15 protein-coding genes are annotated in these 13,957 nt (G+C 36.6%); all 15 read right to left on the bottom strand.

Annotated features, from left to right (window positions below):
- Window positions 1–16: 16 nt before the first annotated feature.
- Window positions 17–544 (bottom strand): rod shape-determining protein MreD, encoded by a 528-nt coding sequence (gene mreD / locus D0S48_RS00300; RefSeq protein WP_151109332.1) that lies wholly within the window; start codon window positions 542–544, stop codon window positions 17–19.
- Entirely contained in the window at window positions 541–1,446 is a 906-nt protein-coding gene (gene mreC, locus D0S48_RS00295; protein ID WP_151109330.1) for a rod shape-determining protein MreC, read from the bottom strand. The genes mreD and mreC overlap by 4 nt, the downstream gene beginning before the upstream one ends.
- A gap of 13 nt (window positions 1,447–1,459) precedes the next feature.
- A complete protein-coding gene (locus D0S48_RS00290) occupies window positions 1,460–2,479 on the bottom strand; it encodes a rod shape-determining protein (protein WP_144535710.1) in 1,020 nt (339 codons plus the stop codon).
- Between the two features lie 92 nt (window positions 2,480–2,571).
- On the bottom strand, window positions 2,572–3,270 hold the full coding sequence (gene radC, locus D0S48_RS00285; protein ID WP_151109328.1) for a RadC family protein: 699 nt from the start codon (window positions 3,268–3,270) through the stop codon (window positions 2,572–2,574).
- Window positions 3,267–3,869, bottom strand: a complete 603-nt coding sequence (locus D0S48_RS00280) for a Maf family protein (protein WP_151109326.1) — start codon at window positions 3,867–3,869, stop codon at window positions 3,267–3,269. Before D0S48_RS00280 ends, radC begins: the two co-directional genes overlap by 4 nt.
- A gap of 87 nt (window positions 3,870–3,956) precedes the next feature.
- A complete protein-coding gene (locus D0S48_RS00275; RefSeq protein ID WP_151109324.1) occupies window positions 3,957–4,619 on the bottom strand; it encodes a hypothetical protein in 663 nt (220 codons plus the stop codon).
- 85 nt (window positions 4,620–4,704) lie between these two features.
- Window positions 4,705–5,460: a prepilin peptidase gene (locus D0S48_RS00270; protein WP_144535703.1), complete on the bottom strand. Its 756-nt coding sequence runs from the start codon at window positions 5,458–5,460 to the stop codon at window positions 4,705–4,707.
- Window positions 5,461–5,469: 9 nt separating this feature from the next.
- Window positions 5,470–7,029, bottom strand: a complete 1,560-nt coding sequence (locus D0S48_RS00265) for a sensor domain-containing diguanylate cyclase (protein ID WP_151109322.1) — start codon at window positions 7,027–7,029, stop codon at window positions 5,470–5,472.
- A 75-nt stretch (window positions 7,030–7,104) separates the two neighbouring features.
- Window positions 7,105–7,791 (bottom strand): potassium transporter, encoded by a 687-nt coding sequence (locus tag D0S48_RS00260; RefSeq protein ID WP_151109319.1) that lies wholly within the window; start codon window positions 7,789–7,791, stop codon window positions 7,105–7,107.
- Entirely contained in the window at window positions 7,788–8,378 is a 591-nt protein-coding gene (locus D0S48_RS00255) for a PilN domain-containing protein (RefSeq protein ID WP_151109317.1), read from the bottom strand. Before D0S48_RS00255 ends, D0S48_RS00260 begins: the two co-directional genes overlap by 4 nt.
- Window positions 8,378–9,352, bottom strand: a complete 975-nt coding sequence (pilM, locus tag D0S48_RS00250; protein ID WP_151109316.1) for a type IV pilus biogenesis protein PilM — start codon at window positions 9,350–9,352, stop codon at window positions 8,378–8,380. Before pilM ends, D0S48_RS00255 begins: the two co-directional genes overlap by 1 nt.
- A 136-nt stretch (window positions 9,353–9,488) precedes the next feature.
- Window positions 9,489–9,941 carry a prepilin-type N-terminal cleavage/methylation domain-containing protein gene (locus tag D0S48_RS00245; RefSeq protein ID WP_151109314.1) on the bottom strand — a complete coding sequence of 151 codons (453 nt, stop codon included), beginning with the start codon at window positions 9,939–9,941 and terminating at the stop codon, window positions 9,489–9,491.
- Between the two features lie 88 nt (window positions 9,942–10,029).
- Entirely contained in the window at window positions 10,030–11,235 is a 1,206-nt protein-coding gene (locus tag D0S48_RS00240; protein ID WP_151109312.1) for a type II secretion system F family protein, read from the bottom strand.
- Window positions 11,235–12,275, bottom strand: a complete 1,041-nt coding sequence (locus D0S48_RS00235) for a type IV pilus twitching motility protein PilT (protein WP_151109310.1) — start codon at window positions 12,273–12,275, stop codon at window positions 11,235–11,237. Before D0S48_RS00235 ends, D0S48_RS00240 begins: the two co-directional genes overlap by 1 nt.
- Before the next feature lie 10 nt (window positions 12,276–12,285).
- Window positions 12,286–13,944, bottom strand: a complete 1,659-nt coding sequence (locus D0S48_RS00230) for a GspE/PulE family protein (RefSeq protein ID WP_191963908.1) — start codon at window positions 13,942–13,944, stop codon at window positions 12,286–12,288.
- Window positions 13,945–13,957: the final 13 nt, after the last annotated feature.

Here is a 13,957-nt window from a genome sequence, read left to right as displayed (position 1 = left end):
TGTCAACCAAAAACAATTATTTTTGAAGAAGTAATGCTTTTTGATTAAACCGATATAGAAGAATATATTTAAAAGCCCACCCGAACATCAAAATAAAAATGAGATTCGCAATCATCGTTGGGATGAGATTATGTTGATAAAAAGTTGTAAATGTCATGAATTTAATACCGATGGCCGTGTAGAAAAAGAACAGTAAGGTTTCTACTACTGCCACCAAAACTAATGAGAGAAGTGTAGCTACTATCAGATGTTGATGGATAAATTTTACGATAAAGCTTGCCACTAAACACATTAGAGGGTAAATAAAAGAATATAATCCAATAATATCAATGAAAAAGACATCATACAAGAGGCCAAACAATAAACCATATAACATTGCTCTTTTTCTATTGTAATAAATGGAAACAAAAATCAAGTATATGATTAAAAATCTTGGAACTAATGTATAAAGTTGATCGTTCAGCTCAATCGGTGAGAAAAGACCAAAAATCGGTTCCATATAAAATAATAGAACCGAAATGATCACTACTAGATATCTTATCATGAGCCATCCCCTGCCTCTTCCGTCAAGTCAGCCTCTGTATTGTCACCATCCGAACCGTCTACCGGATTGATAGAACGCTTAGCAATGATTACATGTTCCAATATAGAGAAGCTTGCCGAAGGTTTAATATAAGCAAGTTTTGTTAAACCGTAATCATCGGTGGTAACCTCAGTCACCTCACCTATTATGATTCCTTTCGGGAATATTCCACCTAAACCTGAAGTAGTAACTTTTTGCCCTTTTTCCACTTTAAACTCTGAATCAATTCTTTTCAGTATTAATTCTTTTCTAGTTTCATCATATCCTTCGATTAGTCCAAAAACCTCTCCCTCTTGGCTAGCAATAACTGCTGAGACCCGGTAATTAGGATTTTGAGTAGACATAAGTTCAACGGTTGACGTGTAAGGAGTAGTTAAAATTACTTTACCTATAAGGCCTTTGGCAGTCATCACAGCCATATTAGGCTGGACACCATGAATTTCCCCTTTATTGATAATAATTTTTTCTTCCCACTGATCGGGATTACGAGCAATTACCGTCGATTGGATCGGATTGAAGTCTCGTAGATCGTCCTTTTTGTCTAGAATTTCTTGTAATCTTTCATTGTCAAGTTTTAAGGAATTAACATCTGCTTGTAAGGAGGCATAATCTTCTAATCTTGCTTTCAATCTTTGGTTTTCATCATATGTATTGAGTAAAGAATCTACATTATTAAAAATACCAGAAACATACTGAGTCGGCTTGGAAAACATTGTTTGTCCAAAACCGACTACATCTTTGATCAATTGCTCTGGCAATGATGCATGATTTCGATCGCGCAAAGAAAAGCTGATGAGTGCCACAAGAAAAATCATCCCTACAAGTAGCAAGATTAATCGCTTATTTGAAAAAAACTGTGGCATATCTCACTTCCCCTTAACCTTTTGTTTGTTGACGTTTTAATAATCCCATATGATCTAACGCTTTACCAGTCCCAATTGCAACACAATCTAACGGATTTTCAGCTATAAATACAGGCATATTCGTTTGATCGCTAATTACCTTGTCTAAGTTACGTAGCAATGCTCCACCACCAGTTAGCATGATTCCACGCTCCATAACGTCCGCAGATAATTCTGGAGGAGTCTGTTCCAACGTTTTTTTCACTCCATCGATAATTGAAGCAATTGATTCGCGTAAAGCACTAGCAATTTCCTTGGAGGAAATTTCAATAGTTTTTGGTAAGCCTGTTACTAAATCACGTCCGCGAATATCCATCATTTCTTCTGCTTCCATCACACGTGCAGAACCGATTTCCATTTTAATAGCTTCAGCAGTACGTTCACCAATCGTTAAATTATAAGTTTTACGTACATAGCTAGTGATTGCTTGGTCCATTGCGTCTCCGCCAACACGTACAGATTCACTAGTAACAACACCGCCTAGAGAAATAACAGCAACTTCTGTAGTTCCCCCACCTATATCAACGACCATACTTCCCGTAGGTTCCCAAACTGGCAAATTAGCACCAATCGCAGCAGCGAACGGCTCTTCGATTGTTAGAGCTTCACGAGCTCCAGCTTGCTTTGCAGCATCAATAACTGCACGTTGTTCTACAGAAGTGATGCCAAAAGGAACACAAATCATGACATTTGGCTTACTCCAAGACATTCCAGATGCCTTCATCGCATTTTTTAAGTAGTATTCTATCATTGCAGATGTAGTATCAAAGTCAGCGATAACCCCATCCTTCATTGGGCGAATCGCCACTATAGAACCAGGAGTACGGCCAATCATGTTTTTAGCATCATTACCTACTGCTACAATATCACCATTTTGTACGTTTTTAGCTACAACGGAGGGCTCTCTTAATACAATGCCCTTCCCCTTAATGAAAACAAGCGTATTCGCTGTTCCTAAGTCTATTCCTACGTCTCTTGATCCAAATCCAAACACTATTTTTTACTCCCTTTCTATCCCAAACAAGTTTCACTTATTCTTTAAGTAATAACACTTATTATAACGGAAAGAAAGGAAAATGCACAGTGTCACATATACCCCTTTTCTTTTAAGCTGATAAATTGATGATCTCCAATGATTACATGGTCAAGAAGTTCAATGCCCATCAGCCTTCCAGCCTCCATGAGACGCTTAGTCACATCGATGTCTTCTGTCGAAGGAGACGGGTTACCTGAAGGATGGTTGTGTGCACAAATAATGGAGGCGGCTGAACGTTTTACCGCTTCTCGAAATATTTCCCTTGGATGAACAATGGAAGCATTTAATGAGCCGATGAAAATGGTTTGCTTGTGTAATATTTGGTTTTTGACATTTAGAAACAAAGTTACGAAGTGTTCTTGAGTGAGGGAGGACATCTCGGGCATCAAATAAGTGGCTGCATCTTTCGGGGACCTAATAGTAAACTTTTCATTTGTTTTTTGCTGAGACAATCTTTTTCCTAGTTCAACTGCCGCTAATAACTGAACAGCCTTTGCCTGGCCTATGCCTTTAACTGTCATCATTTCTTCCATCGTAGCATTTTTTAATTCTTGAATTTGTTCAAAAAAACCAAGTACACGATTGGCTAGGTGTAGAACAGACTCTTGCTTCGTTCCTGTACGAAGCAAGATGGCTAGCAGTTCTTGGTTAGATAAGCTTTCTGCACCCTGTCTGATCAATCTTTCTCTAGGCCTATCGGCAATATGTACATCCCTAATCATCAAAGAAGGCGGAGTATTTACAGTCATAGAAAATCCTCCTTATCTATTTGGATAACGTTTAAAGTAAGAAGTGCATGGAACAATCGGCTGAGTGGTAGACCTACCACATTATTGTAGTCTCCATTAATCTTTTCTACAAACATCCCACCCAGCGTCTGAATCCCATAAGCCCCCGCTTTATCAAGAGAATCTCCTGTAGCAACATAAGCATCAATTTGATCATCTGTCAGCTCATAAAATGTAACGGTTGTCGTTTCTGCAAAGCCGATTGACAGACCTGCTCCGCGAATAGACACACCTGTAATTACCCTATGCTCTTTGCCGGACAGAGCCCGAAGAAACTCTCTCGCCTGATTATTATCTACAGGCTTAGATAATAACGTTTCTCCTAAGTAAACTGTTGTGTCTGCTGCAATCACAATTGCTTCCTTATTTCGTTGTACTATTTCATCAGCTTTTTTTGTAGCAATTGCTAGAGCAAATTCCTCTGGTGGTAATTCCCCTTCGATTTCCTCCTTTATACCTGACGCCTTCACCTCAAAAGGCACTCCTAATCGAGAGAAAAGCTCCTTTCTTCTCGGTGACTCACTAGCTAATATAATTTTATTGTTTGCAATAACTTTCATTGTATCTCCTCCTTTTTCTAAGCATACAAAATAATGGAGAAAATGAAAATTGTATAAAAAACGCGACTATTTCATTTTGAACTGTTTTCAGGCTTCAAAACTTAATTTTACACAATTATTTTGTTCCAAATAATGTGTAAAAACATGCAGTCGGATGACTGAAGGATTGTCTGAAAACGTTGTTACCGCTTGCACGATTGTTGCTAGGTCTTCAGGATATTTATCCTTGCTTGCAATAGAATCAAAAAAATTTTTAGATAAGTTTTCTTCTGTTAATAGAGTCATTAAATTTTTAACTTTTGGATTCTCACACGCACTAGTAGATACATAGAAATTCTTTACAAATGAAGGCAATGCCTCTGAACTTACTGCTGAAGCTTCATTCACATATAAATCACTCCAAATGTAAAACTGTCCCTCTGCTTGAACTATCCCTGCTCTTTCTAAGGATGGCTCAACCGCCATAAAGGAAATTGCACTTTCTTTCGTGGAAAACATTCCATATTGCCTAGCCTTGAAAGTCAGCGATGGATTTGCAGATACATCTATCTTATCTCCCTCGGGTGCATTTTCCTTTCCGGTTACTGGGGTCTCTGTTTCGTTCTTTTCTTTTCCCTCTCCCTCTAACTTTCGATCGTTAGCCATATTCAAAAATAAACCAAACAATAAAACACCTACCACACCTATAACAAGTCCTTGTAATCCTGCCAGCAAAACCATTTTTTTAGGATTTTTTTTTCTAAATGGCATACAATCACCTCTTTTTGACCACTTTACCATTCACCATATAAAAAAGGACAAGACCTTTGTCGGCCTGTCCTTAAAATTTATCGAGTTAAAAAAACAAATTGATATACCAATCGACAATTGACTCTGCATAAAAATAAGAAATAATAGCGGCAACTGCAATAGACGGTCCAAATGGAATAGGTGTTTTTCTACCTTGCTTAGAGATTCGAAGCGTGATAACCCCAACCACAGTTCCAATAATAGAGGCTAAAAATAATGTCACTAAAGTAGGAGTTGTTCCTAACACAAGGCCGATGACGAAAAACAGCTTAATATCACCACCGCCCATTCCTCCTTTCGACACAATAGCGATTAAAAATAAAATCCCGAACCCAATGACCGCTCCAACAATGCTATCCCACCACGGCGTTAAAGGTGAAAAAAACCTACCAATCACCAATGGTATTAAAAAGAACAAAAGGATTTTATCCGGTATAAGCATATACGCGATATCTGAAACGGTGATAATTATTAATAACGAAATAAACAAAAGAGCAACAAGCAATTCCCATGTAAAACCAAGCTGAATATAAGCAAAGGTAAAAAATAGGCCAGTAGAAAGCTCAATAACAGGGTATACCCAATGGATTTTAGTTCCACAACCTCGACATTTCCCCTTCAAAAAGACATAAGAAAATACAGGCACTAAGTCTCTTGCTGTTAAATTTCTATTACATATAGTGCAATGAGAAGGTGGCCGAACAATAGACTCACCCTTAGGTACTCTTAGACCAACCACATTGTAAAAGGAGCCAAAAATCAATCCATATACAAAAATCAACACTGCAATTACTATTTCCATCCAAACACCCTATTTCCTGCTTTTTAAGCTTTCTTTATCTTCGTACATATTCAAGTCAGCTTCGTGAAAAAGATCCTCAAAAGTTACTCCTTGATCGGGGCAAAAGGATACTCCGATACTTGGTGTTATCTCAATCTGAATATTATTATATGTAAATTTATTTTCGCTAAATGTTCTACGCAATCTCAAGAGCCAAGCGTCAAATACTTCACGCGATGGAAAATTGTCTAAAAATAATACAAATTCATCGCCACCAAAACGTGCTATTAAATCTCTTTCACTTACTGCATCTTTTAATAATTCCGCAGTATATTGGAGCACCTGATCCCCAATATTGTGACCAAAGCTATCATTAATCGTTTTAAAATGATTTAAATCTAGCAAAATAAAATATGCCTCAATTGATGGTCTTCTTGATAACTCTATGAGTCTCTTGTTAATATGAGTGACAAAAAATGCCCGATTATGCAAATCCGTAAGCACATCATGGTAGGCCATATGCATAATCATCTTTTCCTTTTCAACCTCGCTAGTTACATCTCGAAGCATAGCGTAGTATGTTCTTTCCTTACCCGTGACTACATACTTAGCATCTATAGAAAAATGTAAGATTCCATCCATAAATAGATTATCTAATGCTAAGGGGTAATCTCGAAGCGTTCCTGTTTGTTGAAGTTCGTAAATTAGCCTCCGAACTACATTTTTGTTATGATCCGTCTGAGCATATTTCAGCAAGTTCTTATCTATACTATCACTCATATTAAGGAGGAATCTGCCTTGTTTATTAATCTCTAATATATCTAAGTTTCCATCTACAATTATGATAGGAATAGGACTAATATCGAACAGTGTTCGGTAACGCCTCGATATATTCGGTAACAAATCATTATGCAGGAAGGAAAATGCGATAAAAACAGAAAATACGATTCCTTCGTAGAGAAACGGATAAGGTGGTATATACTCTCCAAAATTTGGATATCCCAGCCCAATCTTTATTGTAAGAGATAATACCGTGCAAACTATCAAGAAATGTAACATTTTGTGTCGCTGTATATTCTTCGCCTTACGCAACCCGAGTAATAAAATTACTAACATCGAGATATTCAAGATACCTGAAAAGGTCAACATGGTGTAATATACACCGTTAAATACAGGCACATACCAAATACCTTTATGCTCATGTATAAAAGAAGGAAGCTCTCCCAATAAAAGAACTTGAACAACCAGTATCAATAAAAGAGGGAAATAAAAGATAAATGGATAACCAAACTTATGTAACCGCTTTTGTATGTTGGCAACATGGATATACAAATGAAAGGAGAACCCCACTATTAACAAACCAATAAGGCTAAAAACAACCCCCGATATTGGAGAGCTATATTCAATGGGGAGAAGATGCCGAAAGAACTCGATGAAAAAAAAGATACTGTAGGTTGTCAAAATGGCAGCTACCAATCTATTTTCCAGCCGCCTTGACTGCCGGGACATTACGACACATGCTAAACCAAACAAAAATAGGGCCGGAAAGATATATACAGCTATATAAATACACACTTGAGATATCGACATATATATTCTTCCAATCCATGCTTTATTATCTATTAAAATGAGAGAAGATAAGATTTAAACAAGAAGAAGGTAAAATTATTCATCCCCATAATAGAATGTGGTGACTTGAATAGTTGCACTTACAGCCTCCTGAGTATCTCTATCATAGAGTTCTTCTTCTCCAGCTAGTGAAAATTCAATTTCATCTATCCGATAAATACGCTCTAAGCTTTCAATCTCTTTGATAAATGTACTTAGGTGATCATAGTCCTTCGCCAACACCGTAATTTTAAATGTGATTAACTTTAATTGGGGTGGGAGTGTAGTATTAGCTACTGGCGAGACTGGTGTATCAGGCGCTAACTCTCCATCTAAAAGTTCCTCCTCTGTTATAACTGGTTCATTTGAAGGTACCTCTGTTTCAGTAGTTGCCAATGAAGAATCTGCCACGATTTCATCATAATTATTAAAATCAATCGACGCTATCCTTGCCTCGCTAATTAGTTCAACTTTTTCAATTGATTGAACAAGCCTATCTAGTTCACGTGTAAGAGGAACTTTTTTTTCTAAAAGAAAAGTATTTTCTTCCTCCACTACCGATGTATTTAGCTGCGTACTAAGCAAGTCTATTTCATTACGGACATTGCTGATAATAACTTCTTTAGATTCCTTTTCTTCCTTCAATGGATTGATGAGAAAAAAGTATAAGGCACCGAGTAATACTGCTATTAGAGCAACTAACAGAAGATATCCTGTCTGTTTATTACTTACTAATTCATTCACTTTTGGGGACCCCCTTCTCGTAAATAAACATTCTCGATTTCTAAATATAAAATCACAGAATTTCTCCATTGTGCATCAAAGTCAATCGTTTCACTTTCCGTATCCTGTTCTCCTAAGGGCTCAAAGCTAGAAAGTTTTTCAACCTTAACATCATGGAAATAAGGGCTATTTAACAGCTTTTCAATAAAAGCAGATATCTCAGTTATTGTTTCAAAATCTGCCTTTAGTAAAACTCCTTCTTCATTAAACTCATAATTACGCAAATAAGTATTTACTACTAGTAAGGATTGAATTTCATCTATTAAAGGACTTACAGGGTATGAAACACTCTCTACAAAGGTAACGGAAGAAGAAAGACTTCCTTGATTTCCTGTTTGCATTACATCAACCTCAGAGCTCAGCAAGTCCCTTTCCACAGAAATCTCTGTTTCCTTACTACTCAAAGATTTCAAATCACTCTTTAAAGAAAAGTATTGAATGCATAGAAAAATTAAGAGTAATCCTACTAAGATAGCTCCTATGATCACTAAAAGATTACTAGATTTTCGTCTTTCTATTGGAGGCAATAAATTAATTTCAGGAACCATTATAATGCCTCCTTATGTACAAGTCCGATAAGAGATATATATTTTGCTTTCAGATTTGGGTAAATCGCTTGAACATTACTATCATCTACAAATCGAATAGGAGTATCATAATTAACACGCATTTGCGAAACAATATAATCCATTTCCGGAGAATCACCTAAAATAATAATTTCATTTACTTCTTTTTCTCCTTTATATAAAGAAAAACGATAGAAGTTTAATATACGGTCAATTTCTGCAATCTGATCGATCAGCTGTGCACGATATTCTTCCAAGTCACCATCAAAATAAAATTCTAGATTTTGCTCCGTCTGCTCACTAGGTTTCCAATCTAGTATTGAGGTTTCTATCGATTGGTAGCGTAAAAATTCAAGCTTACCAGGAGTATAAATAGAAATATTTATACCGTTAATCGACCAATCAGTAATTAGATAAATCTTACCTGTTACAAAACTTTTACTTTTATCCAAAAAGCGAATAGTTGAGAGGGCTTTTATATCTGCATGAGTTGGATGCAAAGACAAATCATCTAAAATGCCTGCCATTTTAGTCACTTCCTCAGAGGGAGCTGCAAAAAGTGTAGCTTCTCCATCGTTCGGTGTATCATCGTACACATCTATAAGAGGTTGCGTAAAGGGAAGATGTATTGTACGGCCAAGCTCCATTTCCACATATCCTTTTAACCTAGAGGATTCCATGTCTCCCGGATGCTCAAATGTCTTCATCATAATAGAGCTATCTGGAACAAAAAAACGAACATCGGCCTTTTTTATCCCCCATTTTTGGATAAGCTCTTTTAATAATTCAAACAAAGCCATTTCATCTTTAATGACATCTCCATCAATAATTCCAGGTGGTATACTAGACTCAAAAACCTCTCCTTCACTCACATTTGAAGTACTCATGACAATGGCTCTGATAACATATTCATTTATGTCTAAAACGACAAAACGTTTCTTTTTTTTATTGAACAATTTGGTCAATCCTCCATGGTTTACGTAAGTATGATTAATTTCACGTTTCAACAAATGAATGATTTCACTTGCTCAAAGGAGAGATTAATTGAATATTAATAGAAGTACAGCAGACTAATGCCTGCTGTACCATTTTTTATTGGTTCATTGCTTCATTAAGATTTTCTTCAGTAATTGAATTATCAGTACCTGCCACAAACCCATCAACTGAGAATTTTTCACTGTTATTAATATTCACAAGGTTTTCATATGTTACTGTCCAAACTCCATCAGCGTTCTTCGTAACAGAAGCCCCAGTCAATTCATCTTGAGGTATTCCTTCTACTACATCTTCCAACACTCCAGCTTCACAGGTAATAACACCGCTAGCGTCTGCTTCACCACAAGCACCATCAATTACTGCTAATTTTGCACCAGCTAATATATTTGATGCATCTGCTAAAATTGCTTTATCTCTAGAATTACTTATAATATTACCTATTGCTGGTACTGCGATTGCTGCAACTATGGCTAAAATTACGATAACGGCTAAAAGTTCAATTAAGGTTAAACCCTTTTGGTTTTTCAATAATTTTATTGTCTTTTTCATTTTATTTCCTCCTTTAGTTGTTAACTCTAAATTTTCATGCATTCTATTCTTAGTAATTTTATTTCACCTCCTTAAATGGGAATTTACATCAAATTTGCTCGTACATACTAAACATCGGTATCATGATCGCCATTACAATTGTTCCTACTATTGCAGCTAAAAAGACAATCATTAATGGTTCAATTAAAGATTTGAGTGTATCAACCGTTCGATCCACGTCATCCTCATAAAAGTCTGCTATTTTTTCTAGCATGTAATCAAGTGATCCGGTTTGTTCTCCAATAGCTGTCATCTGCGTTACTAAAGGAGGGAAAATCCAACTTTTTTCCAAAGGAGCTGATAAAGTGCTTCCTTGTTCAAGGCTTGTCCTAGATTCACTAACTACTTTAGCCACAACAGGGTTACCTATTACTTTTTCAACTATTGTCAGTGCTTGTAATATAGGCACTGAGCTACTAAACAATGAGGAAAGCGTTCTAGTCATTCTTGCAATAGCTGATTTCTGAAGTAGCTTCCCAAACACTGGCATTTTCAATAAAAAAACATTAAAAGAATAATAGAATTGTGTGTTCTTGTTGTAAAGCAAGTAAAAGCTTATTAATATGATAAAAATTGCGGCAAAATAGAAATACCAAGAGTTTTGCAGTGATTCACTGAATCCCATTACCATTTTCGTTATTAGTGGTAGCTCTGCCCCCATGTCATTGAACATGGTGACAAATTGAGGAACAATTGTAAGCATTAAAAATACAGATACAATAATCGTCAGTACTAGTAAAATAACAGGATACGCAAGTGTAGATTGAACCTTCTTTTTCAAGTTAAATTGCTTTTCATAAGAAAAGGCCAGTCTTTCTAATGATTCATCTAGGTTACCCGTCGCTTCTCCAGCTCGAATCATATTAACAAACAAAGCAGGGAAAACCTTAGGGTATTTAGCTGCTGCTTCTGAAAAAGAAAGACCTGAACGTACATCTTCTTCTACATCTCTCAGACCTTTTTTCAAAGGCTTGCTGGAGGTTTGGTCAGCTAAAATTTTGGTAGATTCCAAGATGGAGACTCCAGCACGGATTAGTGTAGCAAATTGTCTAGCGTAGATAACAAAATGTTCATTTTTAACCTTGCCACCAAGGGATAATTCTTTGTGAAGAATACTTTTAGACTCCTCAAGCTCCCTAGGATTAATTCCTTGAGATCGTAATTTAGCTACAGCTGCTTGTTTATTAGTGGCTTCGATAATGCCTTTTTTTAAACTTCCATGAGAGGTTCGACCGTTATACTTGAAAACTACCATTAATATTCACCTACATTTAAAAAGGGCTTAGCTACTTCTAGAGAAATCTTTCCGCTATTCAATAATGATTGAACTGATGCCTCTAAAGTATGCATACCTAATGCTCGACTCGTTTGCATGACGTTCTGGATTTGATGTACTTTTTCATTTCGGATAAGGTTTGCTACAGAAGGTGTTTGAACTAATATTTCTGTTGCCGCCACACGCCCCATGCCGTCATTTTGGATAAATAATCTTTGAGAAATAATGCCTTGCAAGACATTAGCTAGCTGAATACGAATCTGCCCCTGCTGGTGTGGAGGAAACACATCAATAATTCGGTCGATTGTAGTAGGAGCACTACTCGTGTGAAGCGTTGCCATTACTAAATGTCCCGTTTCCGCTGCCGTAATAGCGGTGGAAATTGTCTCCAAATCTCTCATCTCTCCAACTAAGATTACGTCTGGATCTTGCCTTAAAGCAGCTCTTAATCCATTAGCAAAACTTAAAGTGTCCGACCCTACTTCTCGTTGATTGATTACTGATTTCTTATGCTTATGAACATACTCAATTGGATCCTCTAACGTAATAATGTGCATAGCTTTTGTAGTATTAATATAGTCAATCATAGATGCCAATGTTGTAGACTTACCTGAGCCAGTTGGTCCTGTTACAAGAATTAAACCCTGAGGCTTGTCCGCCAATGAATATAAAACATTCGGCATTCCCAAGCTCTCTATTGCAGGAATCTTAGATTCAATCATTCGAGCGGCAATAGATACCTGCCCTTGTTGATGATATGCATTTATACGGAATCGACATAGACCTGGCAGCTCATAACTAAAATCGATTTCTCCTTTTTCTTCAAATTCCTCTATCTTAGAAGGCTCTAATACTTCTTTTAACATATCTGCTGTATCGATTGTGTTTAGCTGTATGTCTCCAAAAGCTTTTAATGATCCGTTCATTCGAAATACAGGAGGCAACCCAACAGTAAGATGTAAATCCGAAGCTTTGTCCTCAAAAGATTTTTCGAGTAAATAAATAATAGAATTTTTCATTTTTCACACCTCAATTTACAGTTGCCACGCGTAACACTTCTTCAGTCGTAGTTAATCCATTTTTAACCTTAAGCAGCCCATCCTCTAGCAGACTAGAGAACCCTGTTTTTTTCATATGCTCTTTAATTAATGATGGGCTTTTAGAAGTTAAAATAAGACCCTTAACAAATTCATCCACCACTAAAACCTCGTGAATTGCTAAACGGCCTCTATACCCAGTTTGGTTACAGGCAGGACAGCCTCTACCTTTTCGAATTTGTTCAATCTGTATGCCTCGTTCAGCAAAAATTTCTTTTTCTCTTTCATTTGGAGCTTTCATCTCTCCACAATCTCTGCAAATTTTACGTACTAAACGTTGTGCTACTATTCCTACTAATGACGAGGAAAGAAGGAATGGCTCAACTCCCATATCCTTAAGGCGAGACACCGATTCTACTGCGCTATTCGTATGAAGAGTACTTAAGACCAAATGGCCAGTCAATGATGCTCTTACTGCAATTTGAGCTGTTTCTAGATCTCGGATTTCACCAACCATTACTATGTCTGGGTCTTGACGTAATATAGATCTTAGCCCAACAGCAAAAGTTAAACCTACTTCTTCCCGCACTTGAATTTGATTGATCCCATCCAATTGATATTCCACCGGATCTTCTACCGTAATAATATTCACATTTTCATCATTTAACTGATTCAATGCAGCATATAGAGTGGAAGATTTACCAGAGCCAGTAGGACCAGTTAAAAGAACAATCCCATTTGGACGCTCAATCATTTTGCTAAAAGCAGTTAAATTACTATCATTGAAGCCTAGCTTTCCTAAGCTATTTAAAGCACTGCTTAGATCTAATATCCTCATTACAACCTTTTCACCATATATTGTTGGAAGAGTAGCTAATCGGATATCAATTGCTTTCATATTGACTGTCAGCTTGATACGTCCATCCTGTGGAATACGATTTTCGGTTATATTCAAATTCCCCATAATTTTTATACGAGCTAACACGACATTTTGCATATATTTTGGAAGAGAACGCTCTGACTTCAACATTCCGTCTACTCTGTAACGTACACGGAGATCATTCTCCTGTGGGTCAAAGTGAATATCACTTGCCCTTTGAGCAACTCCATTCGCAACGATTTGATTTACTAAACGTACGATAGGTGAATCCTCATCAGTAATCTGAGTATCATTTTCTATCTCTTTTGGTGACATATCGATCAATGCTTGTTCCATTGATTCCTGCAAGTCATAATATTTAGTTATAGTTCGATATATATCATCCTTAGCGGCAATACTTGTTTCGATTTGGCAGCCAGTTGCCATTCTAACTTCTTCAATTGCAAAATAGTCCATTGGATCAGCCATCGCAATTAATAATTTATTTCGGTCCTTTTTAAGTGGCATGATATATGTCCGCTTCGCCAATTCTTTAGGGACTAATTGAATCAATTCAGGTTCTATTGAATATTGATTTAGATTCACATGTGGAATTCCTAATTGGAATTCTAATACTTCTATTAATTGTTGTTCTGTTAAGAGGTTTTCTTTAATAAGAAAATCCCCTAACTTTTCTTCACGACTTTTATGTGTTAATGCATATTCCAACTGTTGATTGCTAATTACATTTGATTCTACTAATAAATCTCCTAAGCGTTTACGGGCATTCATTTTCACAGTTTAC

The organism is Psychrobacillus sp. AK 1817 (assembly GCF_008807035.1).
Taxonomy (GTDB): domain Bacteria; phylum Bacillota; class Bacilli; order Bacillales_A; family Planococcaceae; genus Psychrobacillus; species Psychrobacillus faecigallinarum.
The sequence above is the reverse complement of the archived record's forward strand: the minus strand, read 5'-3'. Positions and strand labels throughout refer to the sequence as shown.